The following is a 22,585-nucleotide window of genomic DNA, read 5'->3' as shown; positions in this document are numbered from 1 at the left end:
CCCCCGTCCCGCACCACGGCCCCGCCAAATTCTCAGGGCCGTGACCGAATGCGGCTTAAGCCTGCTGCGGCAGCTTGTCGATCAGCTTGTCGAGCGTGATCGGATATTCGCGTACGCGCACGCCGGTAGCGTTGTAGATGGCGTTGGCAATTGCCGCTCCTACCCCGCAAATACCGAGCTCGCCGACACCCTTGGCCTTCATTGGCGACGACATCGGGTCGGTTTCGTCGAGGAAGATCACGTCCTGGTGGGGAATGTCGGCATGGACAGGCACTTCGTAACCGGCCAGGTCGTGGTTCACAAAAAAGCCACGGCGGTGGTCCACCACCAGGTCTTCCATCAGGGCAGCACCCGCGCCCATGGTCATGGCGCCGATGACCTGGCTGCGGGCCGACTTGGGGTTGAGGATGCGGCCGGCCGCACACACGGCCAGCATGCGGCGGATGCGGGTTTCGCCGGTGTCGGCATCGACGCCCACTTCGACGAAGTGTGCGCCGAACGTCGATTGCTGGAATTTCTTGTCCAGGTCGCCGAATTCGATGCTGTCTTCCGCCATGATGTCGCCGCCTTCGGCGGCCTTGGCCAGGGTGGCCGTCTTGCCGCCGCCGCGCACCGAACCATCGGCAAATTCCGCGTCGGCTGGCAGGCCCAGTTTTTGCGCCACGGCCTCGCGCAGCTTGACGCACGCGGCGTACACGCCGGCGGTGGAGCTGTTGCCGCCCCACTGCCCGCCCGAACCGGCCGAGACCGGGAAGTCGGAGTCGCCAAGCTTGACCACGACCTTGTCGATGGTGACACCCATCATTTCAGCGGCAGTCTGGGCGATGATGGTGTAGCTGCCGGTGCCGATGTCGGTCATGTCGGTTTCGACCGTGACGATGCCCCTGCTGTCGAGTTTGACGCGCGCGCCCGACTTCATGACGATATTGTTGCGGAAGGCGGATGCGACACCGTAGCCGATCAGCCAGCGGCCATCGCGTACCTGGCCCGGCAGGGCGTTGCGCTTGTCCCAGCCGAAGCGCTCGGAACCCACGCGCATGCACTCGACGAAACGGCGCTGCGAGAACTTGCGCTCGCGCTTGGCCGGGTCGTGGGTGATGTCGTTGATGATGCGGAAACGCACCGGGTCCATCTTCAGCTTCTCGGCCAGCTCGTCGATCGCAATTTCCAGCGCCATCAGGCCAGGCGCCTCGCCCGGCGCGCGCATGGCGTTGCCTTCGGGCAGGTTCAGGACAGCCAGGCGCATCTTGGTCATGCGATTGGGGCCTGCATACAGCAGCTTGGTCTGGGCGGTGGCGGTTTCCGGCTGGCCGTCCGGCAGGTCACCGGACCAGCTTTCGTGGCCGATGGCGGTGATCTTGCCTTCGCGGCTGGCGCCGATGCGCAGGCGCTGGATGGTGGCCGGACGATGGGTGGTGTTGTTCATCATGAACGGGCGCGGCAAGGTCAGCTTGACCGGACGGCCGGCCGCCCTGGCGCCAAGCGCTGCCAGTACGGCTTCGCAGCGCACGAACAGCTTGCCGCCGAAGCCGCCGCCGATGTACGGCGACACCAGCCGTACCTTGTCTTTCGCCACTCCCAGCGTTTTGGCAACGTCGCCCTGGCCCCATGCGATCATCTGGTTCGAGGTCCAGATAGTGACCTTGTCGCCATCCCATTTGGCGATCGACGCGTGTGGTTCCATCATCGCATGCGACTGGTCAGGCGTGGTGTAGGTCAGGTCGATGGACACCGGCGCGGCCTTGAAGGCGCCGTCGAAGTCGCCGACCTTGCTGTCGGCATTGTCTTTGCCCGATGGCAACTTGGCGCTGTCCTTGACCTTGGCCAGGTCATAGTCGCCCGCAGTTTCAGCGTATTTGACTCGCACCAGCTGGGCGGCGGCGCGCGCCTGTTCCCAGGTGTCGGCCACGACCACGGCCACGGCCTGGTGGTAGTGCTCGACGTCGGGACCGGCCAGCAGGTGGGCGGTGTTCATCTTGCCTTTGCCCAGCTTGCCGGCGTTTTCGTACGTGACGATGGCCAGCACGCCCGGCGACTTGCGGGCGGCAGCCAGGTCGATCGACGTGATCTTGCCCTTGGCGATGGCGGCGCCAACCACGTAGCCGTAGGCGGCATTCGGCGCCACCGCGTGCTGCTCGTAGGCATACGGCGCGGTGCCGGTGGTTTTCATGGGGCCGTCGATACGATCGAGCGGCTTGCCGACGACCTTCAACTGGTCGATCGGATTGGTGGTGGCGGGAGTGGTAAATTTCATGGCTTAGGCTTTCTTCGCTTCCGCCAGCACCGACGTAATCGTGCGCTGGACCAGGGTGATCTTGAAGGCGTTGTCTTCGGTGGTGCGGGCGCCGGCCAGCAACTGGTCGGCCACCGCCTTGCCGCCTTGCGCCACGCTGGCGTCGCCGGCTGGCAAGCGCCACGGCTTGTGCGCCACGCCGCCCAGCGCCACGCGGCCGGTGCCGTCCGGCAGCACCACGGCGGCCACGGAAATCAGGGCGAACGCGTACGACGAGCGGTCGCGCACCTTGCGGTAGTAGTGCTTGCCGCCCAGGGGCTTGGGCAAGGTCACTGCGGTGATCAGCTCACCCGGTTCCAGTGCGGTTTCGATGTGCGGGGTCTTGCCCGGCAGGCGATGGAAGTCGGCCATGGCGATGGTGCGCGTGGCGCCGTCGGCTTTCACGGTTTCTATCCGGGCGTCGAGCAATTGCATGGCAACGGCCATGTCGCTCGGGTGGGTGGCGATGCAGGCGTCGCTGGTACCGACGATCGCGTGCTGGCGGGAAAAGCCGCCGATGGCCGAGCAGCCGCTACCGGGCTGGCGCTTGTTGCACGCCTGGTTGGTGTCGTAAAAGTACGGGCAACGCGTGCGTTGCAGCAGGTTGCCGGCAGTGGTGGCCTTGTTGCGCAGTTGCGCCGAGGCGCCCGACAGCAAGGCGCGCGACAGCACCGCGTAGTCGCGCCGCACGCGCTGGTCGGCAGCCAGGTCGGTGTTGCGCACCAGGGCGCCGATGCGCAGGCCCCCTTCCGGCGTGACCTCGATTTTGTCGAAGCCGATGCCATTGACGTCCACCAGGTGGGTGGGCGCTTCAATTTCCAGCTTCATCAGGTCCAGCAGATTGGTGCCGCCGGCGATGAATTTCGCATTCGGCTGGCGGGCGATGGCCTTGGCGGCGTCGGCCGGCGTTTTAACGCGTTCGTAGCTGAAGGCTTTCATACGCGGCTCCCGGCAACGTCGTTGATGGCGTCGATGATGTTCGAGTACGCGCCGCAGCGACAGATATTGCCGCTCATCCGTTCACGCAGTTCTTCGCTGCTGAGCAGTGGCTTGGTGTTGAGGTCGGCGGTGACGTGGCTCGGGATGCCCTGCTTGATTTCCTCGAGCGCCGAGACGGCCGAACAGATCTGCCCGGGAGTACAGTAGCCGCACTGGTAGCCGTCGTGTTTCACGAACGCTGCCTGCATCGGGTGCAGTTTGTCTGGCGTGCCGAGGCCTTCGATGGTAGTGATCTTGTCGCCGTCGTGCATCACCGCCAGCGACAGGCAGGAATTGATGCGCCGGCCTTCGACGATGACGGTGCAGGCGCCGCACTGGCCGTGGTCGCAGCCCTTCTTGGTGCCGGTCAGGTGCATGTTTTCGCGCAGCACATCGAGCAAGGTGGTGCGGGTATCGACCTCCACCGCACGCGACTGGCCGTTGACGATCAGCGTGACCTTGTTCATCACCGGCGCAGCTGCTGCCGGGGCTGGGGCGCCAGCGCCGCCGCCGTTGCTGTTGTTTTGGGCGCCAGCCACCGAGGGTACGGCGGCCGTGGTGGCGGAAATGGCGCCTGCGATCAGCAGATCGCGCCGGGTGATTTTTACATCGCTGAGGTCGTTCATCATCGATTCGTCCTGTGGCTAGAGTGTGTTGGTGGTTCATCGACGACCTGTGGCCGGATGAGTCAAAACATCTTAATCGCATTGCCAGGACGACATCCGCACTATTGACTTGCGGTTAGTTCGGCCTACGTAGAATTACTTGTTCGCGCAAAGGTCGGCGATTTCTTCCTCGGTAAAACCGGCCAGACGGCGCGCTTCGATGTTGAACGGTCCGCGCGGCACCGGCGCCCAGTATTCTTCGCACAGGGCGGCAAAGGTCGCGCGCGGTGCCAGCCCGCGCTGCGCACACAGGTGGCGGTACCAGCGGTTGCCGACCTCGACGTGGCCGATTTCGTCGCGCAGGATGATGTCGAGAATGGCTGCGGCCTGGTGGTCGCCGGCCTGGGCAATCTTGGCGCGCATCGGCGGGTTGGCGTCCAGGCCGCGCGCTTCCAGCACGCGCGGCACCAGGGCCATGCGGGCCAGCGCGTCGCCGGTGGTCTTGGCTACCATTTCCCACAGGCTGCCATGGGCGGTGAAGTCGCCGTAGGCATAGCCGAGCGTGACCAGGTGCGCGGCCACCAGCGAAAAATGCAGGGACTCTTCTTCTGCCACCTTCAGCCAGTCGGTGTAGTAGGCGGCGGGCAGACCGGGAAAGCGCCATAGCGCGTCGAGCGCCAGGTTGATGGCGTTGAATTCGATGTGGGCCAATGCGTGGATCAGCATGGCGCGCCCCTCGACCGTGTTCATCGAGCGCTTGCCCAGGGCCGAGGGCAGCACCAGTTGCGGCAGGTCTGGCCGGCCCGGGATTGGGCGGTCTTCCGGCGTTTGCAACTGCGCCGAGGGATCGGGTGTGCAGGCGTTGGCGCGCACGGCGTCCGCCATGGCGTTGACGGCGGCAACCTTCTCGAACGGGTCGGATTCCAGCAAGCACAGCAAGGCGCGGGCGCGCAGTTCGCCGCTGGCGGCGTGGGCGGCCTGGTATGCGTTGGATAGGGAGGGCATGGAGAGACGAAGAGACAAAGCCGCGAGTGTAGCATCTTGCTATGTGCCGCAGTTACTCATCCTGGTCCTACAAGTCTGCCGCGCGTGCACCTATAGCCGATTGGGCAAGCGCGCCGCATCATAGGTCCTGTGCTGCGCTAAACATCGGCGAACAACGCCGAAGCCAGTGTGACTTCCCCCCCCATCATCAGGACACCAGGAGACCACCATGAGCTACCTCGACCGCGACACCTATGGCATCTACAACACCGACTACGCCGACGCCGACAACGGCCCCGGCCCGCGCCTGATGGGCGCCGACACGCTGATCGGCGAAGACGTGTATAACCTGCAGGAAGAAGACCTGGGCGACATCAAGGAAATCATGCTCGATATGCGCCAGGGTAACGTGGCTTATGCCGTATTGTCGTTCGGCGGCTGGCTGGGCATGGGCGACAAGCTGTTTGCCGTGCCATGGCAGGCGCTGCAGCTGGACACCGTCAACAAGCGCTTCCTGCTAAATGTTTCCAAAGACCATCTGAAGAACGCCCCTGGTTTCGACAAGGACAATTGGCCTGATATGGCCAGCGCCGAATTTTCGACGCAAATCCATGACTTCTACGGTACTCAGCAAGCAATGCCAGGCAGCCGCACCGCCAGCGGCAGCGTGATGAGCGCTGGTACCGGCAGCCTGCAAAGCGATCCTGGCTACTCGAGCAGCCGTGGTACCGGGTTAGGCAACCTTTAAATCTCGGTCTGCCCATATAAAAGCACGCGTTATTCGCGTGCTTTTTTTACTTTATGTACGCGCGGGTGGCATACTCTTCGTTTGCACCATAATTGTGCGGGACCTCTGGCATGTTTCTTGATATAACTGCTCCCAACACGGGAGAAGTTATATTATGGGAAAATTTTTTAATGAAATGACGGCCGATGGCCTGGCGCACAATGCCAGCGCCGAAGTGCGCGAGCATTACCGCGAGTTTTGTGGCTGGCTGCAACGGCAATCGCCCGACACGATCGAACGCAAGCGGGCCGAGGCCGATCTGACCTTCCGCCGGGTGGGCATTACCTTTGCGGTGTATGGCGACGACGCCGGCACCGAGCGCCTGATTCCGTTCGATACCATTCCGCGCATTATCACTGCTGCCGAATGGAAGCAGATGGAAGCCGGTCTGGTACAGCGTGTCAAAGCGCTCAATATGTTTATCCATGATATTTATCACGACCAGAATATCGTCAAGGCCGGGCTGATTCCGGCCGAGCAAATCTACAAGAACGCCCAATACCGACCGGAAATGCAAGGCATTAACGTTGCCTCCGACATCTATGCCCATATTGCCGGCGTCGATATCGTGCGTGCCGGCGAAGGCGAGTTTTACGTTTTGGAAGACAATTTGCGGGTGCCGTCCGGCGTGTCTTACATGCTGGAAGACCGCAAGATGATGATGCGGCTGTTCCCTGAGTTGTTTGCGCGCAACAAGATCGCCCCGGTCGATCACTACCCCGACATGTTGCTCGATAACCTGCGTTCGGTCGCACCGATGGGCATTACCGACCCGGTCGTGGTGGTGATGACACCCGGCATGTACAACTCGGCCTATTTCGAACACGCTTTCCTGGCCCAGCAAATGGGCGTGGAACTGGTCGAGGGCAAGGATTTGTTTGTCAGCGATAACACGGTATTCATGCGTACCACGCGCGGACCCAAGCGGGTCGACGTGATTTATCGCCGCCTCGATGACGATTTCCTCGATCCGCTGGCGTTCCGTCCCGATTCGTCGCTGGGCGTGCCGGGCTTGCTGTCGGTCTATCGCGCGGGCCGCGTCACGCTGGCCAATGCCATCGGCACCGGCGTGGCGGACGACAAGTCGATCTACCCGTTCGTGCCCGACATGATCAAGTTCTACCTGTCGGAAGAGCCGATCCTCAACAACGTGCCCACGTACCAGTGCCGGAAGAAGGAAGATCTGGCTTACACCCTGGCCAACCTGCCCGACCTGGTGGTGAAGGAAGTCCACGGCGCCGGCGGTTACGGCATGCTGGTGGGACCTGCATCGACCAAGCAGCAGATCGAAGACTTCCGCGCCCGCCTGCTCGCCAATCCCAACGGCTATATCGCCCAGCCCACGCTGGCCCTGTCGGCGTGCCCCACGTACGTCGAGAATGGCATCGCGCCGCGCCACATCGACTTGCGGCCGTTCGTGTTGTCCGGCAAGACCATCTCGATGGTGCCGGGGGGGCTGACGCGCGTGGCATTGCAGGAAGGCTCGTTGGTGGTGAACTCGTCGCAAGGCGGCGGCACCAAGGATACCTGGATTTTGGAACGCTAAGGAGACACCCATGTTAAGCCGCACCGCCGATCACCTGTTCTGGATGGCGCGCTACACCGAGCGCGCCGAGAACACTGCCCGCATGCTGGACGTCAATGTGCAGACCTGCATGTTGCCGCAGTCCGATGAAGAAAACGCCCAGGTCTGGCGCGCCCTGCTCGGCATTTCCGAGCTGGAAGACCGCTTCGCCGAGCACTACGACACCCTGGCCGCGCGCGAAGTCATCGACTTCATGGTGCGCGACCCGGCCAATCCGTCGTCGGTGGTCTCGTGCCTGACCGAAGCGCGCGAAAATGCCCGCGCCGTGCGCGGCACCCTCACCACCGAGGTCTGGGAAACCCAGAACCAGACCTGGCTCGATATGCAGAAGCTGCTCAAGGGTAATATGCTGGAGGACGATCCCAGCAAATTCTTCGAGTGGGTCAAGTACCGCTCGCACCTCTCGCGCGGCGTCACCTTGGGCACCATGTTGCGTGACGAAGCGGTGCATTTCATCCGCCTGGGTACGTTTTTGGAGCGCGCCGACAACACGGCGCGCATCCTCGATGTGAAATTCCACAGCGGCACTGCGGCCCCGGCCGTGCGCGACGCCATGAACCAGCGCGATTTTTACTATTGGGGCGCGCTGCTGCGCTCGGTCTCGGGCTTCGAGATCTATCGCAAGGTGTACCGCGATGTGATCACGCCGGCGCGCATCGCCGAACTGCTGATGTTGCGTGCCGACATGCCGCGTTCGCTGCTGGCGTGCATGGACGAAGTGGTGCAGAACCTGGCCGAGGTACGCAACGATGTCTCGGCCGACACCGAGCGCCTGGCGGGCCGCCTGCGCGCAGCGCTGCAATTTGCCAAGATCGACGACATCCTCGAGGCGGGCCTGCACGACACCCTCACCCGTTTCCTGGCCGACATCAACCAACTGGGCAATCGCGTCAGCCGCGATTTCCTGGTGCCACTGGCGGCCTGAGTGGCGAAAAAGGCGAAAAAAGCGAAAGGCAAGCAATGCAACTGACCATACGGCACGAAACGCGCTACCTCTACACGGCGCCGCTGGCTTACACCATCGAGCAACTGCACATGACGCCGCGCAAGGAACCGCAGCAACAGGTGCAGTCCTGGCACCTGAATGTGCCCGGTCATGTGCACGCTTATACCGATGCTTTCGGCAACCTGTCGCACATGATGACCATGGATGTGCCGCACCGTGGTCTCGACATTGTCGCATCAGGCGTCGTCGAGACCACGGCGCCGCTCAAGGGCCGGGTGCCGAACGGCGATGCGCTGTCGCCGCTGTTGTTTACCGCGCCTACCCGGCTGACCGGGGCTACGCCGGGTATTCTCGAACTGGCGGCCTCGTGCCTGCCGGACGGCCGCGCGCAATCGCGCGACCTCATGAGTTTAGCCGAGCACATCTTTGGTGCGGTCCGGTATCAAAGCGGTGCAACGGCGGTGACCACCACCGCCAGCGATGCCCTGGCGCTGGGCCAGGGCGTGTGCCAGGATCATGCCCACCTATTCCTGGCCTGCTGTCACGCCCATGGTATTGCGGCCCGCTATGTTTCCGGCTACATCGACCCGGAAGATAGCGACCACGCGGCCAGCCATGCCTGGGTGGATGCGTGGGTGGAAGACAAGGACTACCACGGCTGGATCAGCATCGACGTTACCCACGCGCGCCTGATGACCGATGCCTATTGCCGCCTGGCTATCGGCCGCGATTATGACGGTGCAGCGCCGATACGCGGTGTGCGGCGCGGTGGCGGTATCGAGTCGATGGAAGTGAAGGTCGATATTTCCGCGCGCTAGCCGGTGGCAAAGGCCATTAATTTGTAACAATGTGTGCGCGGCCGGCCGTTGCAGCTGCGGTTAGCCGGGGTATACTGGGCTTTCAACCTCTGGAGTGACGCATGTCCGATTCCCCCCGGTCACACGCCGATGAAAACGTATTCTCGGTTACCACTTTGCTCAAGTACATGGGCAACGACGACAAGGCGCTGGCCATCGTCACCAAGATCGTACGCGATGCCTGCGCGCCGCGCCGGACTCCGCTTGACCAGGCCCGCGCCGCCATCGAAGACGGACGCCTGACTGAGGCCGGCAAGGTGTTTCACGGCCTGCGCGGCTCGGTGGGAAGCCTAGGCGCCAAGCGCCTGGTCGCTGCCTCGCTGGCGCTCGAGCAGGCACTTGGCGCGCACGACGCCGCCAATATCCCTGCCCTTCTGAGCACTGTCGAGGCCGAATACGATGCCGTGATGGCAGCGGCCGACGACTGGCTTGCTCAGCAACAACCCCCGCTTGCACCCGGTTGACGCTGCTAACGACTCGTTACAATTGTTACCGCCGGCCATGCTTGAAATGGCCAAAGTTGATTAATCTGCATGCTACTATCGCCATCGCTGATCACCGATGGCTTGCTCTTTTATTGCGCCAGACGTGCGACGCCGCAGTGCACCCGATTGTAAGATCGGGAAATCGAATGGCAAGCAAGGGGGTAGTCGAGCGTATGGATTTATTCAACAAGTCTGGAGTGCTGGTGGCGTCGGTACTGGTGATGGTCGGTACCGCGATAGGCTGGCAGGCACAGGATAGCCCGATACCCGCTCCGACCGAGATTGAAGCCGTGGCCACCCGCATTGGCGACGCCGGCCACGTGGCTGCCGAACGCCGTTTGCAGGAATGGGCCGACCTGGGTTCCCCGGTGGCCCAGCGCGAACTGGCGCTGCGTTACCTGTCCGATCCCGCCAAACGGGATCAAGCGATGGACTTGTTCCAGCGCGCCGCCAACGGTGGCGACGCGCGTGCGGCCGGCCTGGTCGGGCTGGTGCGTGGCGGTTCCAGCCACATGCCGCGCTGATCGTCTTACCCGGCCCCGTACTTCCACCTGCTTCCCCCCTACTTCCACCTGCTTCCCCCGAGTTCTCCGCTACGCGTGCCTGACCGGCACTGCCGTTCGGGTCTCAGGCGCGCCGGCCATGGTCGAGCTGTTCGATGTACCAGCGCAGCGCCTGGCGCAGTCCGCGCCGCAAGTCGTGAGTGGGTGCGTAGCCAAGCAACTCGCAGGCCTTGGCAATGTCGGCCTGAGAATGGCGCACGTCACCAGGACGGAAATCTGCGTACACCGGCTGGAAATCGCGCAGGTGGCCGTAGCGGTCCACCAACAATTCCTGCAGTAATAAATACAGTTCGTTGAGACTGGTGCGCGCCCCCAGCGCGACGTTGTACACCTGGTTGGCGGCGGCCGGCTGGTCGCCCAGCGCGGCCAGCAAGTTGCGCACGGCGTCATCGACCGAGGCGCCATAGCTGTAGCGTACCTGCGCCAGGCCGGTGATGCCCGGTTTTATGCCGTGCCGCACGTTGTAATAGGCGATGTCGCGCGCCAGCTGCTCGACGAAATAGCCGCGCTCCGGGCGCGGTCCGACAAAACTCATCTCGCCCTTGAACACGTTGAGCATCTGCGGCAGCTCGTCGATGCGCAGCTTGCGCAGCCAGCGTCCCACGCGGGTCACGCGCGGATCGTCCTCGGTAGCCCAGGTGGGTTTTCCATCGCGTTCCGCGTCGATGCGCATGCTGCGAAACTTCAGCACCCGAAACAGGCGGTTGTCGCGTCCGACCCGCTCCTGCTGGTAGAAGACCGGCCCGCCGTCTTCCAGGCGGATGGCCAGCGCGGCCAGCAGCATCACCGGCATCGTCGCCAGGCCGATGAAGGCGCTGGCAGCCAGGTCAAAGGCGCGCTTGACGGCCGCGCGCAACAGGCTCTGGTCGAAGCCGCCGCCGAAAATCAGGTAGCTCGGTTGCAGCGAATCGAGCCGGATCTGGCATGCCTCGCGCTCGAAAAAAGTGGCGGCGTCAGTGATGCGCACGCCGCCGACTGCGCATTCGAGCAGCTGGCGCACCGGGAACGCGCCGTTGCGGCGATCCGCCACCGAGACGATGATTTCCTCGGCTGCGTAGCGCCGCGCCAGGATCAGCAGCGATACGTCCGGTGTCAGCACCATGGCAGGCGGCACGCGCCGGTCTTCGCCATCGACGGGCACGCAGCCCACCACCCGAAATCGGTGAAAGCCGCCACCGCTGGCCAGGTCCAGGCATTCGCGCGCGGTGGGACCGTCGCCCACGATCATCAGGCGTTTTTCCAGCATGCGCGAGCCGGCCGACGTGAACACCACCAGCCGCGCCAGCAGCACCGCTGCGCCGCCCAGCACGAACACCATGCTGCCCAGGCGTCCGAACTGCGGCGCCGGCAGCAGCATCGCCAGGAGGCTGAACAGGCAAAAGCCCAGCAAAAAAGATGGCAAGATACGGCGCAGGGTATTGTGCAAATCTTCGCGCGCCTGCTGGTGCTGATACATGCCCAATGCCCCCATCGAAAACACCAGCACCAACGCGAATGCCGCAGCCGGCAGGTAAAGGGAATCGGGCATAGGCGCTTGCCCGGGCAGCAGCATGGGCGCGCTGGCCAGCGCAGCGGTGACCAGTAGCAGAACTTCCATCAGCAGCAGCAGGAAGGCCATTTTCGATACATAGTGATGAAAAATACGGATCACGGTCGGCTCCCTGGCAGGCAAAAACGCGCAAGCCTCCATGATCACAAGAACGAGTCCGCCTGCCTTTGCGCCGCCACAATGGCCGCCAGGCGCAATCACGACGGTGAGCGAAGCAGCGCAAAGCCTGTGTAAATAGCAGGGGTATATGACCAAACTGTGACAAATCGACTATAGTCATGGTTCCCTACTGCATTCAGCCATGTAAATCATGAAATTTGATGTTGCCATCGTCGGCAGCGGACTGGCCGGCCTCTCGGTCGCGCTGCACCTCGCCGAAACCCGTACTGTCGCCATTATTTCCAAACGTGCCTTGAGAGATGGCGCCAGCAACTGGGCCCAGGGCGGCATCGCCGCAGTGCTCGATTCCGGCGACAGCCACCACCAGCACATCGACGACACCCTGGTCGCCGGCGGCGGCCTGTGCGACGAAAGCGCCACGCGCTTCATCGTCGAACACGGCCGCGAAGCGATCGAATGGCTGATCGCGCAAGGCGTGCCCTTTACCCGCGACGCCACCGCCGAAATGGGCTTCCATCTCACTCGCGAGGGTGGCCACAGCCAGCGCCGCATCATCCACGCGGCCGACGCCACCGGCCACGCGGTGCAGGTCACGCTGGAAGAGAAGGTGCGCGCGCATCCGAACATTTCGCTGTTCGAACACCACTGCGCGATCGACCTGATCACCTCCGACAAGGTCAACCCGGATGTAAAACGCCACTCGCAACCGAAATGCCACGGCCTGTACGTGCAGGACGAACGCAGCGGCCAGGTACATACGTTTGCGGCCGAGCACACGGTGCTGGCCACCGGCGGCGCCGGCAAGGTGTACCTGTACACCACCAACCCGGACACCGCCAGCGGCGACGGCATCGCCATGGCCTGGCGCGCCGGCTGCCGTATCTCCAACATGGAGTTCATCCAGTTCCACCCGACCTGCCTGTACCACCCGTACGCGAAATCGTTCCTGATCACCGAAGCGATTCGCGGCGAAGGCGGTTTGCTCAAGCTGCCGCCCGAGGCCGGCGCCGCCGCCGGCACCCGCTTCATGCTGGCGCACGACGACCGCGCCGAACTGGCGCCACGCGACGTGGTGGCCCGCGCGATCGACTTCGAGATCAAGAAGCGCGGCCTCGATTACGTTCACCTCGACATCAGCCACAAGCCGGCCGACTGGCTGATCGAGCATTTCCCCACCATTTACGCGCGCTGCCTGGAGCTGGGCATCGACATCACCCGGGAGCCGATCCCGATCGTGCCGGCCGCGCACTACACCTGCGGCGGCGTGGTCACCGACCTGCAAGGCCGCACCGACCTGCCGGGCCTTTACGCAGTGGGCGAAACCGCCTGCACCGGCCTGCACGGCGCCAACCGCCTGGCCAGTAATTCGCTGCTCGAATGCGTGGTGGTGGGCAGCGCCTGCGCACGCGACATCGCCGCCAAGGAAAAGGGTGAGATCCCGTACCTGCCCGACTGGGACGAAAGCCGCGTGACCGACGCCGACGAGGAAGTGGTGATCGCCCACAACTGGGACGAACTGCGCCGCTTCATGTGGAACTACGTGGGCATTGTGCGCACCACCAAGCGCCTCGAACGCGCCCAGCACCGCATTGCGCTGCTCAAGGAAGAAATCGACGAGTACTACCGCAACTTCCGCATCACCCACGACCTGCTGGAGCTGCGCAACCTGGTCGACGTGGCGAGCCTGATCGTCAACAGCGCGCTGCAGCGGCGCGAGAGCCGTGGCCTGCACTTCAGCCGAGACTATCCCGAGACCTTGCCCAAGGCGCTGCCAAGCATCCTCACGCCGCCGCACCGCAAGTAAGGCCATGCCAACCGTCCGCGCCGCCGTTCACGACGACATCGCTGCGATGGAAGCGCTGATTTGCCGCTCGGGCATCGAACTGAGCGCGGGTTTTTACACGCCCGAACAGGCGCGCGCGATCACCGACCACGTATTCGGCGTCGATACCCAGCTGGTCACGGACCGGACGTACTTTATCGTGGAAGAAGCAGGGCAAATGGTGGCGTGCGGTGGCTGGAGCCGCCGCGCCACGCTGTTTGGCGCCGACCGCATCAAGCAGCAGGCCGATCCCCTGCTCGACCCGGCAATCGAACCGGCGCGCATCCGCGCCTTCTTTGTCGAGCCGTGGGCAGCGCGGCGCGGTTACGGCAGGCTGCTGCTGACCTGGTGCACCGAGGCTGCCGCCGCTGGCGGCTTTACCACGCTGGAACTGGCAGCCACACTGCCGGGGGTGCCGCTCTATGCTGCGTGCGGCTTCGAGAAGGTGGAGAATATCGACATCACGCTGCCCGGAGCGGCGAACCGGCCATTGCAGGTGCCGCTGGTACGGATGCGCAAAACGATTTAACCAACTATCCGCAACGAGAAATCGGTCGCCCGAATATCCTTGGTCAGGCTGCCGATAGAGATGCGGTCAACGCCGGTTTCCGCAATCGCCCGCACGGTATCGAAGTTGATGCCGCCAGACGCTTCCAGCAACGCCCTCCCCGCATTTATCGCCACCGCTTCACGCATCAAGTCGGTACTGAAGTTGTCGAGCAGGACCGAGACCGCGCCGGCGTCCAGCGCTTCGTTCAGCTCGGCCAGATTTTCAACTTCCACCTGGATCGTCACGCCCGCGTCGAGGCGTTTGGCTGCCAGCACCGCGTTGGTGACGCCGCCGGCTGCTGCGATATGGTTTTCCTTGATCAGGATGCCGTCGTACAGCGCCAGTCGCTGGTTCTGGCCCCCGCCCACGCGCACCGCGTACTTTTGCGCCAGCCGCAGGCCGGGCAAGGTTTTGCGGGTGTCCAGGATGGCGGCGCGGGTGCCGGCAATCACGTCCACGTATTTGCGGGTGGCGGTGGCCACGCTTGAGAGCAGTTGCAGGAAGTTCAGTGCAGAGCGCTCGCCAGTGAGCAGCGCGCGCGCAGGCCCGGTCAGGGTGCAGACCACGCTGTCGGCCGTCATCAGGTCGCCTTCGGCGTACTGCCAGTCGATCTCGATGCCCGCCTGCAGGCAGTTCATCACGCCCTCGAACCACGGCGCGCCGCACAGCACGGCGTCTTCGCGCACGATCACGCGGGCCGTCACGCTACCGCCGTCCGGCACCAGCAGGCCGGTCAGGTCGCCGGTGCCCACGTCTTCCAGCAAAGCTGCCAGCAGGTTGGCCTCGAAAGCGGTGCGCAGCGCGTCGTCGAACGGCGCAAAGGTATTCTTGAGGGTGCTCATCATGCCGGTCCAATTCCCGAAAACAGTTGCGCTTCCTGGCCCAGGTCCGGGCCCGGCTGCACCTTGGCTTTTTTGGCTGCCGCAAAGTCCAGCATGCGGTTGATCGCCACCACGGCCTGCTGGCCGATTTCAGCGTCAACGAAGATTTCGTTCGAGGTCACGGTGTCCATGTTCTCCAGCAGGTCGGCCAGATTTTGCAGACCGTTCATTGCCATCCACGGACAATGTGCGCAGCTCTTGCACGTGGCGCTATTGCCGGCCGTGGGCGCGACGATGAATTTTTTACCTGGCGCGGCGGCCTGCATCTTGTGCAGGATGCCGTTGTCGGTGGCGACGATGAAGGTGTCGGCGTCCATCTCCACGGCAGCGTTGATGATCTGCGTGGTGGAACCGACCACGTCGGCCAGCGCCACCACGTTGGCCGGCGACTCCGGGTGCACCAGCACTTTCGCGTCCGGGTACTGTTCCTTGAGCAGGTCCAGTTCCACGCCCTTGAACTCGTCGTGCACCAGGCAGGAGCCCTGCCACAGCAGCATGTCGGCGCCGGTTTCTTTCTGAATGTAGCCGCCCAGGTGTTTGTCTGGCGCCCACAGGATCTTCTTGCCCTGCGCATGCAGGTGCTTGACGATATCGAGGCCGATCGACGACGTCACCATCCAGTCGGCGCGTGCCTTGACGGCCGCACTGGTGTTGGCGTACACCACCACCGTGCGGTCCGGGTGCTGGTCGCAGAACGCCGTGAACTCGTCCACCGGGCAGCCCAGGTCGAGCGAACAGGTGGCGTCGAGGTCCGGCATCAGGATGCGTTTTTCGGGGCTGAGGATCTTGGCGGTTTCGCCCATGAAGCGCACGCCAGCCACGATCAGCGTCCTGGCGGAATGATCACGGCCGAAGCGCGCCATCTCCAGCGAATCGGACACGCAGCCGCCGGTTTCCTCGGCCAGGTCCTGCAGGTCGGCATCGACATAGTAATGCGCGACCAGCACCGCTTCGCGCTCGACCAGCAGCTGCTTGATGCGGGCCTTGAGCGCGGTGCGCTGGTCGGCCGTGGGAGTGGCTGGCGTACGGGCCCAGGCATGGGCCACGCAGCTGGCGCCGTCTTGCGGATGTTCGTACTCGACGGGTTTGATTTCCAGGGTTTGCATGATCAGTCGATGCCCTGGCTGGTCAGGTACTCCTCGTAGTTGCCACGGAAGTCGACAACATCGTTTTCCTTGATTTCGATGATGCGGTTGGCCAGCGACGACACGAATTCGCGGTCGTGCGAAACGAAGATCAGCGTGCCCGCATATTTTTCCAGCGCGATGTTGAGCGACTCGATCGATTCCATGTCCATGTGATTGGTCGGTTCATCGAGCAGCAGCACGTTGTGGCGGCCCAGCATCAGCTTGCCGTACATCATGCGGCCCTTCTCGCCACCGGACAGCACCTTCACCGATTTTTTCACCTCGTCGCCGCCGAACAGCAGGCGACCCAGGATCGAGCGCACGGCCTGGTCGTCGTCGCCCTCTTGGGTCCAGTTGCCCATCCAGTCGGTCAGCGTAATGTCTTTGGCAAACTCTTCGGTCGGGTCTTGCGGCATGTAGCCGACGTTGGCGTTTTCCGCCCACTTGACCATGCCGTGGTCCGCGTGCAGGTGGGCGATGTCGTCGCCGCCAATGCAGCGCAGCATGGTGGTTTTACCGGCGCCGTTGGCGCCGATGATGGCGATGCGTTCGCCTGCTTCGACCATGATGCTGAAGTTGTTGAACAGCGTGCGGTCGTAGGTCTTGGAGATGCTGTCCACCTCGACTGCCAGGCGGTGCAGCTTTTTCTCGCCGTCGAAGCGCACGAACGGATAGGCGCGCGACGATGGCTTGATGTCGTCGACCTTGATCTTGTCGATCTGCTTGGCGCGCGACGTGGCCTGGCGGGCCTTGGACTTGTTGGCAGCGAAGCGGCGCACGAAGTCTTGCAGCTCGGCGACCTTTTCCTTGGCCTTGGCATTGTTGGCCAGTTGCTGGTTGCGTGCCTGGGTGGAGGCGAACATGTACTCGTCGTAGTTGCCCGGGTAGATTTTCAGCGTGCCGTAATCCATGTCGGCCACGTGGGTGCACACCTGGTTGAGGAAGTGGCGATCGTGGGAAATGATGATCATGGTGGAGTTGCGCTCGTTGAGCACGTCTTCCAGCCAGCGAATCGTGTTGATGTCCAGGTTGTTGGTAGGTTCGTCGAGCAGCAAAATGTCCGGGTTCGAGAACAGCGCCTGCGCCAGCAGCACGCGCAGCTTCCAGCCTGGCGAGACATTGCTCATCGGTCCCTGGTGCAGCTCGATCGCCACGCCGGCGCCCAGCAGCAGTTCGCCGGCACGCGACTCGGCCGTGTAGCCGTCGTACTCGGACACTTTGCCTTCCAGTTCGGCGGCCTTCATGTAGTCGTCGTCGGTCGCTTCCAGGTTGGCGTAGATGGCGTCGCGCTCCTGCATTGCCGCCCACATCTCGGTGTGGCCCATCATCACCACGTCGAGCACGCGCATGTCTTCAAAGGCAAACTGGTCCTGGCGCAGCTTGCCCAGGCGTTCGTTGGTGTCGAGCATGACGTTGCCGCCGGACGGGTCGAGATCGCCGCCGAGGATTTTCATGAACGTCGATTTGCCGCAGCCGTTGGCGCCGATCAGGCCGTAACGGTTGCCATCGCCGAACTTGACGGAGATGTTTTCAAACAACGGCTTGGCGCCGAACTGCATCGTGATATTGGCTGTAGAGAGCATCTGTAATGAGGTTTTTCTATTGAAATCATGCCGTTAGGCGGAATGCCATGATTATACAGCACCCGCCCCCTGCGCTATGTCCGCAGCCCCGGCCTCAGCCCGGTCGGCGCCGACGTGCTGCCAAGCCCAACAGTGCGAGGCCGCCCACCATCATGGCCCACGCATGCGGCTCGGGGACCACGCCAAGATTTACCACCACGCGCGTACCCTGATCGAAGCTCAATCCCTGCCAGTTGATGCGCAGTGTATTGCCCGAGATGACGACGTTGTCAGCGCCGAAGCCCGCCATATTGGTTGCTGGAGCGACCGAAAACACGGGCGTAAAACTGTCGCTCAGGTTGGCGACGACCAGTCCATTGAATGCGGCAGGCAACCAGAATGCGGAAAAATTGAAGTCGGTGGCGATTATCTGCGTATCGGTCACGCGCAGGGTGAACGCACCGCGCGGGTCGACGAAGTCGGTGCCGGCGCCGGAAATGACCGATGTGCCGAAATCGGTAGCGGGCGTATCCAGGTCGGGATAGAAATACGTAATCCTGACCGCATCGCCAGCCAAACCGGCGCGGGCCGGATTGATGGCGGCTAGCGCCAATACAAAAACAATCATCAGGTTCCTTGCAACGCGGAGCATGTTCATGATGTATCCCTTTGTGTGGAAGTTGAGCTTGGAATCACGCCGAATCAGCTGCGGCGATCACGCTGCCACAGTCAACAAAAGAATATCATTAAGATAATTCCAGGACCACTACTCCGGCACTGACGGCGGCATGCCGAATCCGCTCGATGTCGCCTATGCGGGACGCCGCATCATGCTCGGCAGGTACGACCGCAACTAAATAAGCACACCAGCTCAATAAACAATCAATGCAGTGCGTGATCGCCGGGCGATTTTTTTGCGCCGCAATACAGAGCGATATCAGAATGCCGCAGGTAATTCGCGCATTTGCGTTAAAGCGACAGTACTGATCACGCCGGTGATTCTTTCTCTTCTTGCAATCCACTGCCCAAATTTCGACACTAGACTACTACTCAAATATCAGCGGGCGATCACAGCCGCATATCAAAACAGGCCATATGGCCACTCAGGGAGACAGACATGATCATCACCGATTACGGCACCCGCCGTAAGCCGCTCAGCTACGCCATTTCGATTGCACTCGCTTCGTTCTTTGCCAGCGGCTACGCCGCTGCGCAGGATATGCAACCGACGCAACCGACCCAGCCAGCGCAGGGCACCGAAGCTGCAGTTTCCACCGAAGGCGAAGTCAAGAAAGTCGTGGTGCAAGGCACCCGCGCTTCGCAGCAGTCCGGCATCGAGCGCAAGAAGAACGCCGCCACCGCGATGGACTCCATCGTCGCGGAAGACGTCGGCTCTTTCCCCGACCGTAACATCGGCGAGGCGATTTCGCGCATCTCCGGCGTGGCGCTCGATCGCGGCGATTTCGGTGAAGGCGTCAGCGTGGCGATTCGCGGCAACTCGGCCGATCTGACCCGGGTCGAGATCGACGGCCAGGGCGTGCAATCGGCAGGCGGTACCGACATGAACGGCGGCGGCAGCGGCCGCGGCACCGAATTCCGCTCGCTGTCGGCCGACCTGATCAAGAGCGTCGACGTGGTCAAGGGTTCGACTGCCGACATGACCGAAGGTTCGCTCGGCGGCGGCATTATCATCAAGACCCGCACCAGCCTCGATTTCAAGGAGCCGTTCGTCTCGCTGCGCGTGGCCGGTTCGCAAAGCTCGATCAACGAGAAATGGACGCCCGACGCCAACCTGATTGCCACCAAAAAGTTCCTGGACAACCGCCTGGGCGTGATGGTCAATGCCTCGACCTCGCGCGTGGTCAACGAGTCGCACTCTTCCCAGATCGCCACGTCCGGCAATGCCGGCTATGCGCGCGCGATCGACTTCGACAATTCGCCGAACAAGACCTTCACGTACCAGCCCGGCACCTTGTCGCGCAACGACGTTTCCGTCAACCAGCCAACCCTGCAGTCGAACCTGAGCGGCGGTGGTTTCTTCAATGCTGCCACGCCGATGGAGATCCTGACCAAATCGGCGGCCGCCCAGACCAAGGCCGAATGCTATGCGGCCTTCCCGAATCTGACCACCGCCCAACGAAATTCCATGGTTGCGGGAGCCAATCTCAACAACGCCGTCAACGCGCGCACCAACGAACTGATCTCTTGCCTCAACCAATGGAACGATTATTCGCCATCGCTGGTGCGCTTCATTCAAAAGCGCCAGGAAGACAAGCGTAAAAACATCGACCTGCGCTTCGACTTCAAGGTTGACAACAACCTTAGCGTCTACGGCAAGGTCAACTATTCCAAGCGCGAGGTCGACGACACCTTCATGACCTACGGCCTGGGCGGCCTGAACATCAATCCTGCGGTGACCAACAGCCCAACCTACAATGGTCCGTCGTTCACCGACACGATCACCACCAACAACACGGGGACAAATGGTGTACGCCGGCCGGTGGCCGGCTCCGGCTACTACCTGTACAACAACGTCAGCTACGTCGCCAATGCCAATCCGTTCCAGGGCGCGGTGGCCAACGTCGATCCGCGCTCGGTCGTGGTCGATGCCAACCATCACGTTACGCAAATGCGCATCAGCGACGCCAACGTCAATACCGACCAGATCTTCAACGCCATGGAAACCACCAGCCGCTACCTGCAGACGGGCGGCACCTATCGCAACGGCGGCTTCAGCGCGGAATTCTTCGTGGGCGACTCCAAGTCCGACTGGCGCCGTGGCGACAAGCGGACCAACTGGAGCTACAACTACGGCCCGGCCATCATGAAGGTGTTGCCGAACGGCTTGTGGACCTACGAGGCAGAGCCTGGCAGCACCTTCAACCAGGCCGATCCCACCATCTACGCCGGTGTGCGGCCAGCCACCGCCGGTATCGCTGCGGTCCCTGCAGGCCCCAACGTGCCGGTGGCCAGTCCTGCCTACACGGTAAACCAGCTGCCGCTGACCACGCAGTCGCCGCAAATCACTTTTAGCCCGAGAATCGCAGAGACCGAAGAAAAGACCGCAAAGGCCGACTTCAGCTATGCGCTGGGCGAGGGGATTCCGTTCTTTAGCCGCATCAAGGCAGGCTTCAATCTGCGCAATACCTCCGGCAGCAGCTGGGGCGCCGGCGGCAATACCGTGCAGAGCCAGGTTGGCGACTTCGGCCGTCCAGGCTACGTCCCGGCCGTGATCATCCCGAGCGCCAACGTGCGCAGCTTCTTCACCGGTTGCACCGATACCCCCGGTTCGCTGGGCGCAGGTGGCCGGCCTTGCCAGAGCGGTTACGTGGCCAGCACCAACCCGGGCACGGCCAATTCCGGCACCACTTACATGTCCCAGCAACAATTCCTGGACATCATCTCGCAATCGATGAAAGCGCCGAACTCGACCTTCTTTAATGGTATGCCCGACCGTCCTGCCGGCATCATCAATGGCTGGAACCAGATCGACGTGGAAAAAGTATTCCAGCTGGTGGGCTCACCGAACGTCAACTTCGACTGCGTCAAGGAGTGCCGCGCCAACGACGGCAATATGTATGCCCAGCCGGTCAGCAAGTTCAAGGAGAAAGTCACTTCCGGCTACCTGATGACCGATTTCAGCATGAGCGACATCCCGTTCACCAACTGGTCGCTGCCGTTCGGCATGGAACTGGACGGTAATTTCGGTTACCGGATGGTCCGTACCAAGATCACCGCTACCGGCAACATGGGATTCACCTCGACGTATATCGTGCCCGGCGTGTACAACCCGCAAACACCGAACGCCACCGGCGGCACGATTTCGGCCACAACGCGCCGGCCTACCACCTTCCACGCCAAGACCACCGATTACCTGCCGGTGCTGAACCTGTCGATGTGGCTGGTGCCGGACCAGGTCGTGCTGCGCTACAACCGTGCCAAGACCGTGGCCCGTCCTCCGGTCGCCGCCCTCGTGCCGACCGGGGACTGCACCTACGACCAGCGCCGTGCCGGCCTCGACGGTACGCCTGAGCAGGACCAGACGTGCAGCGGCGTGATCGGCAATCCGGCACTGCGCGCGCAAACCAACAAGAACCAGAATCTGTCGTTGGAATGGTATCCGAACAGCGATACAAACCTGTCGGTCGCCGCGTTCCGCCAACTCGGCATTGTCGGTGGCAATACCATCGTGGGGCGTAGCGATATCCGCATCTTCGACGGCACCGGCATCGTCGATCCGCAAACCGGTCGTCCGGTCAGCGATCTCGACTTCGACTATCGCACCTACGAAAACGGCCCCACCATCACCCGCAAGGGAGTGGAAGTGGGCGGCAAGACGGCCTTCACGTTCCTGCCATGGCTGCTGCGCTACACCGGTTTCGATTTCAACTACACCAAGCTGAAATCGAGCAATACCACGGCGCGCGTGGTTGACCTGCTGACCGGCGAAGAACTGCCGCCGATGGGCGAGTCCAAGTACACCTATAACGCCGCCCTGTGGTACGACGACGGTAAATTTTCGGCACGAGTCGCCCTGCAAGCGGTAGGCCAGAAGTTCAACTGCATCGCCGCCTGCGGCCAGAACTCGGTCAATAACTATCCGAGCGAAGGCGGCGGCCGCACCACCTTCATTCCCTACAACCCGGGCTCGCCAACCTTCAAGGACGCCACCCGGTACGTGGACGCCAAGATCTCGTACCGCATCAACCAGAACCTCGAGATCTTTGCCGAAGGCCGCAACCTGAACCTGTCGTCCACCTCGAACAGCCAGGCCCACTATGCGCCGTTTGCCGACGGCACGCCGAACCTGCTCGACTCCGCGTACGCCGGCCGCCGCATCATGATCGGCCTGAATCTACGCAACTAAGTTACGCAAACAATTCACGTGCAACTCCACGGAGGGTGGCAACAT

At 62.6% G+C, this 22,585-nt stretch carries 18 protein-coding genes; 9 read left to right on the top strand and 9 right to left on the bottom strand.

The annotated features are described in order from the left end of the window. Window positions 1–55 precede the first annotated feature (55 nt). The 4 genes from paoC to J2X54_RS06220 all read right to left on the bottom strand — a co-directional run bounded on the left by paoC (window position 56) and on the right by J2X54_RS06220 (window position 4,860). On the bottom strand, window positions 56–2,254 hold the full coding sequence (gene paoC, locus J2X54_RS06235) for an aldehyde oxidoreductase molybdenum-binding subunit PaoC (RefSeq protein WP_310179142.1): 2,199 nt from the start codon (window positions 2,252–2,254) through the stop codon (window positions 56–58). A gap of 3 nt (window positions 2,255–2,257) precedes the next feature. After that, the gene (locus J2X54_RS06230) at window positions 2,258–3,211 is read right to left on the bottom strand and encodes a xanthine dehydrogenase family protein subunit M (RefSeq protein ID WP_310179139.1); all 954 of its coding nucleotides are present in this window, start codon (window positions 3,209–3,211) and stop codon (window positions 2,258–2,260) included. Continuing rightward, a complete protein-coding gene (gene paoA, locus J2X54_RS06225) occupies window positions 3,208–3,876 on the bottom strand; it encodes an aldehyde dehydrogenase iron-sulfur subunit PaoA (protein WP_310179834.1) in 669 nt (222 codons plus the stop codon). Before paoA ends, J2X54_RS06230 begins: the two co-directional genes overlap by 4 nt. A gap of 135 nt (window positions 3,877–4,011) precedes the next feature. Beyond that, a complete protein-coding gene (locus J2X54_RS06220) occupies window positions 4,012–4,860 on the bottom strand; it encodes a ferritin-like domain-containing protein (protein ID WP_310179136.1) in 849 nt (282 codons plus the stop codon). 208 nt (window positions 4,861–5,068) lie between these two features. On the opposite strand from J2X54_RS06220, the gene J2X54_RS06215 reads away from it, so the two are divergent. The 6 genes from J2X54_RS06215 to J2X54_RS06190 all read left to right on the top strand — a co-directional run bounded on the left by J2X54_RS06215 (window position 5,069) and on the right by J2X54_RS06190 (window position 10,023). Next, on the top strand, window positions 5,069–5,587 hold the full coding sequence (locus tag J2X54_RS06215; RefSeq protein ID WP_070248045.1) for a PRC-barrel domain-containing protein: 519 nt from the start codon (window positions 5,069–5,071) through the stop codon (window positions 5,585–5,587). Window positions 5,588–5,741: 154 nt separating this feature from the next. After that, window positions 5,742–7,172: a circularly permuted type 2 ATP-grasp protein gene (locus J2X54_RS06210; RefSeq protein WP_070248043.1), complete on the top strand. Its 1,431-nt coding sequence runs from the start codon at window positions 5,742–5,744 to the stop codon at window positions 7,170–7,172. A gap of 10 nt (window positions 7,173–7,182) precedes the next feature. Beyond that, window positions 7,183–8,136: an alpha-E domain-containing protein gene (locus J2X54_RS06205; protein ID WP_310179130.1), complete on the top strand. Its 954-nt coding sequence runs from the start codon at window positions 7,183–7,185 to the stop codon at window positions 8,134–8,136. A gap of 35 nt (window positions 8,137–8,171) precedes the next feature. Next, on the top strand, window positions 8,172–8,975 hold the full coding sequence (locus tag J2X54_RS06200) for a transglutaminase family protein (RefSeq protein ID WP_310179128.1): 804 nt from the start codon (window positions 8,172–8,174) through the stop codon (window positions 8,973–8,975). 101 nt (window positions 8,976–9,076) lie between these two features. Further along, window positions 9,077–9,478, top strand: coding sequence for an Hpt domain-containing protein (locus tag J2X54_RS06195; protein WP_310179125.1), 402 nt, complete (start codon window positions 9,077–9,079; stop codon window positions 9,476–9,478). Between the two features lie 194 nt (window positions 9,479–9,672). Next, window positions 9,673–10,023 carry a hypothetical protein gene (locus J2X54_RS06190; protein WP_310179124.1) on the top strand — a complete coding sequence of 117 codons (351 nt, stop codon included), beginning with the start codon at window positions 9,673–9,675 and terminating at the stop codon, window positions 10,021–10,023. Window positions 10,024–10,126: 103 nt separating this feature from the next. On the opposite strand, the gene J2X54_RS06185 is transcribed toward J2X54_RS06190, so the two are convergent. Next, window positions 10,127–11,713 (bottom strand): TIGR03013 family XrtA/PEP-CTERM system glycosyltransferase, encoded by a 1,587-nt coding sequence (locus J2X54_RS06185; protein WP_310179123.1) that lies wholly within the window; start codon window positions 11,711–11,713, stop codon window positions 10,127–10,129. Window positions 11,714–11,921: 208 nt separating this feature from the next. Between J2X54_RS06185 and nadB the strand changes: the two genes are divergently transcribed. Further along, window positions 11,922–13,535, top strand: coding sequence for an L-aspartate oxidase (nadB, locus tag J2X54_RS06180; protein WP_310179122.1), 1,614 nt, complete (start codon window positions 11,922–11,924; stop codon window positions 13,533–13,535). Window positions 13,536–13,539: 4 nt separating this feature from the next. Continuing rightward, window positions 13,540–14,082: a GNAT family N-acetyltransferase gene (locus J2X54_RS06175; protein WP_310179120.1), complete on the top strand. Its 543-nt coding sequence runs from the start codon at window positions 13,540–13,542 to the stop codon at window positions 14,080–14,082. Here the strand turns inward: J2X54_RS06175 and nadC are convergent. From nadC to J2X54_RS06155, 4 genes are all read right to left on the bottom strand, one after another. After that, window positions 14,079–14,945, bottom strand: a complete 867-nt coding sequence (gene nadC, locus J2X54_RS06170) for a carboxylating nicotinate-nucleotide diphosphorylase (RefSeq protein WP_310179833.1) — start codon at window positions 14,943–14,945, stop codon at window positions 14,079–14,081. The genes J2X54_RS06175 and nadC overlap by 4 nt on opposite strands. Further along, the gene (nadA, locus tag J2X54_RS06165; RefSeq protein WP_310179117.1) at window positions 14,945–16,090 is read right to left on the bottom strand and encodes a quinolinate synthase NadA; all 1,146 of its coding nucleotides are present in this window, start codon (window positions 16,088–16,090) and stop codon (window positions 14,945–14,947) included. Before nadA ends, nadC begins: the two co-directional genes overlap by 1 nt. A 2-nt stretch (window positions 16,091–16,092) precedes the next feature. Further along, on the bottom strand, window positions 16,093–17,694 hold the full coding sequence (locus tag J2X54_RS06160) for an ABC-F family ATPase (protein ID WP_310179115.1): 1,602 nt from the start codon (window positions 17,692–17,694) through the stop codon (window positions 16,093–16,095). 94 nt (window positions 17,695–17,788) lie between these two features. After that, on the bottom strand, window positions 17,789–18,331 hold the full coding sequence (locus J2X54_RS06155; protein ID WP_310179113.1) for a PEPxxWA-CTERM sorting domain-containing protein: 543 nt from the start codon (window positions 18,329–18,331) through the stop codon (window positions 17,789–17,791). A 459-nt stretch (window positions 18,332–18,790) separates the two neighbouring features. Here J2X54_RS06155 and J2X54_RS06150 point away from each other — a divergent pair, with 459 nt between their 5' ends. Continuing rightward, window positions 18,791–22,540, top strand: coding sequence for a TonB-dependent receptor (locus J2X54_RS06150; RefSeq protein ID WP_310179111.1), 3,750 nt, complete (start codon window positions 18,791–18,793; stop codon window positions 22,538–22,540). Window positions 22,541–22,585 lie beyond the last annotated feature (45 nt).

It is taken from the genome of Duganella sp. 3397 (assembly GCF_031456625.1).
In the GTDB taxonomy this organism is placed as follows: domain Bacteria; phylum Pseudomonadota; class Gammaproteobacteria; order Burkholderiales; family Burkholderiaceae_D; genus Rugamonas; species Rugamonas phyllosphaerae.
The sequence above is the reverse complement of the archived record's forward strand: the minus strand, read 5'-3'. Positions and strand labels throughout refer to the sequence as shown.

Bases quoted from the DNA above. Each gene is read 5' to 3' on its own strand.
- paoC (WP_310179142.1), bottom strand. From the start codon at position 2,254: ATGAAATTTACCACTCCCGCCACCACCAATCCGATCGACCAGTTGAAG.
- J2X54_RS06230 (WP_310179139.1), bottom strand. From the start codon at position 3,211: ATGAAAGCCTTCAGCTACGAACGCGTTAAAACGCCGGCCGACGCCGCC.
- paoA (WP_310179834.1), bottom strand. From the start codon at position 3,876: ATGAACGACCTCAGCGATGTAAAAATCACCCGGCGCGATCTGCTGATC.
- J2X54_RS06220 (WP_310179136.1), bottom strand. From the start codon at position 4,860: ATGCCCTCCCTATCCAACGCATACCAGGCCGCCCACGCCGCCAGCGGC.
- J2X54_RS06215 (WP_070248045.1), top strand. From the start codon at position 5,069: ATGAGCTACCTCGACCGCGACACCTATGGCATCTACAACACCGACTAC.
- J2X54_RS06210 (WP_070248043.1), top strand. From the start codon at position 5,742: ATGGGAAAATTTTTTAATGAAATGACGGCCGATGGCCTGGCGCACAAT.
- J2X54_RS06205 (WP_310179130.1), top strand. From the start codon at position 7,183: ATGTTAAGCCGCACCGCCGATCACCTGTTCTGGATGGCGCGCTACACC.
- J2X54_RS06200 (WP_310179128.1), top strand. From the start codon at position 8,172: ATGCAACTGACCATACGGCACGAAACGCGCTACCTCTACACGGCGCCG.
- J2X54_RS06195 (WP_310179125.1), top strand. From the start codon at position 9,077: ATGTCCGATTCCCCCCGGTCACACGCCGATGAAAACGTATTCTCGGTT.
- J2X54_RS06190 (WP_310179124.1), top strand. From the start codon at position 9,673: ATGGATTTATTCAACAAGTCTGGAGTGCTGGTGGCGTCGGTACTGGTG.
- nadB (WP_310179122.1), top strand. From the start codon at position 11,922: ATGAAATTTGATGTTGCCATCGTCGGCAGCGGACTGGCCGGCCTCTCG.
- J2X54_RS06175 (WP_310179120.1), top strand. From the start codon at position 13,540: ATGCCAACCGTCCGCGCCGCCGTTCACGACGACATCGCTGCGATGGAA.
- nadC (WP_310179833.1), bottom strand. From the start codon at position 14,945: ATGAGCACCCTCAAGAATACCTTTGCGCCGTTCGACGACGCGCTGCGC.
- nadA (WP_310179117.1), bottom strand. From the start codon at position 16,090: ATGCAAACCCTGGAAATCAAACCCGTCGAGTACGAACATCCGCAAGAC.
- J2X54_RS06160 (WP_310179115.1), bottom strand. From the start codon at position 17,694: ATGCTCTCTACAGCCAATATCACGATGCAGTTCGGCGCCAAGCCGTTG.
- J2X54_RS06155 (WP_310179113.1), bottom strand. From the start codon at position 18,331: ATGAACATGCTCCGCGTTGCAAGGAACCTGATGATTGTTTTTGTATTG.
- J2X54_RS06150 (WP_310179111.1), top strand. From the start codon at position 18,791: ATGATCATCACCGATTACGGCACCCGCCGTAAGCCGCTCAGCTACGCC.